This window comes from Bacillus stratosphericus, from assembly GCF_020524495.1.
GTDB classification, from domain to species: domain Bacteria; phylum Bacillota; class Bacilli; order Bacillales; family Bacillaceae; genus Bacillus; species Bacillus stratosphericus_B.
The window spans coordinates 1-1,007 of the sequence record NZ_JAIVLB010000093.1; the positions used below are offsets into that span (position 1 = coordinate 1).

4 protein-coding genes are annotated in these 1,007 nt (G+C 49.3%); all 4 read right to left on the reverse strand.

Annotated elements, in window-relative coordinates:
- Positions 1-10 precede the first annotated feature (10 nt).
- The gene (locus tag LC033_RS16560) at positions 11-376 is read right to left on the reverse strand and encodes a DUF1642 domain-containing protein (protein ID WP_226570338.1); all 366 of its coding nucleotides are present in this window, start codon (positions 374-376) and stop codon (positions 11-13) included.
- Positions 373-570, reverse strand: a complete 198-nt coding sequence (locus LC033_RS16565) for a hypothetical protein (protein ID WP_226570340.1) — start codon at positions 568-570, stop codon at positions 373-375. The genes LC033_RS16560 and LC033_RS16565 overlap by 4 nt, the downstream gene beginning before the upstream one ends.
- The gene (locus LC033_RS16570) at positions 567-740 is read right to left on the reverse strand and encodes a hypothetical protein (protein ID WP_226570342.1); all 174 of its coding nucleotides are present in this window, start codon (positions 738-740) and stop codon (positions 567-569) included. The genes LC033_RS16565 and LC033_RS16570 overlap by 4 nt, the downstream gene beginning before the upstream one ends.
- A gap of 23 nt (positions 741-763) precedes the next feature.
- The coding region (locus tag LC033_RS16575) for a hypothetical protein (protein WP_226570344.1) at positions 764-1,007 on the reverse strand (244 nt) is incomplete at its 5' end.

Sequence of the window (1,007 nt, forward strand, 5' to 3'; positions counted from 1 at the left end):
TTTCATTCATCTACGCATTCACCCCTTCGATTTTGACGCCGAGTAGATCGAGCGTTTTTCGAATTCCGTCAGCAACACCTGAAGTATATTGACCGCGCGGACTGGCTGTCAGCACTTTGCAGCGCTCATCGTGGTTAAATGCGTAATACTCCCGTACCTTTTCCTCCGGCGTCTTTTCGATTTCGTATCCGTTGATAAGGGCGGCTGCAAAATTGAGTAAATCAAGACCGTATACAGACCCGCAATCATGCCCGTATGTTTGGTGTACGTATCCGATAGTATCCTCGGCATACATGGCTATTATTGTGCTATCGTCATAATGCTTCCGTAGAAACTCGATTGCCTCCGCCTGCTCTTTCATGATTTCCGGCTTCATTTTAACGCCTCCTTTGCGTGTAAGTTAATTTCGTATAGACCCGTTATCGGAACGTCATCAACGTTTTCTCGAATCGGTGTATCCGACTTTTCTTCGATTAAACGTAAGGTGCGCACCATCCGCTCATTCTCCGCAATCAGCCCCGTCATTGCATGACGTAATTCTGCGATTTCTTGATCGTTCGTTTTTGTCATTTGACGTCCTCCCATCCCGGAAATAAATCTTCCATAGTTACCTCGCGTTTTGTTCCGTCGCTGGCCTTTACGAAAATACCGCCAATCTCTCCCGGCTCACATTTCCGAACAGTAAGTCCGAGATGCCCGTAGGTTTCTTCGAGCTTCTTAACGTCAAACGTTCTTTCCATGATTTAACCGCCTCCTAGACGTTTTATTTGTCGGGGATACTAGCGCCCTCGATCGTCAGTGCCGCCGCAAATTCCGTGCGAAATTCCTGTACCATTTGTGCGATCTCGGCCAGTGTTTCCGCATCCGAGGTCTTTATGCGTCGATTCATTACGTCTAAGACGGCGCGATCAACGGTCGGGTGGTACGAAACTTCTCTCCAGCGCTCGACCGGCGTCGGGTCAGCGTCAGGATTATCGGCTAGCTTCTTGGCCCAGCCCGGCGCTTTG

Coding starts and splice junctions, on each gene's coding strand:
- LC033_RS16560 (WP_226570338.1), bottom strand. CDS start 376: ATGAAGCCGGAAATCATGAAAGAGCAGGCGGAGGCAATCGAGTTTCTA.
- LC033_RS16570 (WP_226570342.1), bottom strand. CDS start 740: ATGGAAAGAACGTTTGACGTTAAGAAGCTCGAAGAAACCTACGGGCAT.
- LC033_RS16565 (WP_226570340.1), bottom strand. CDS start 570: ATGACAAAAACGAACGATCAAGAAATCGCAGAATTACGTCATGCAATG.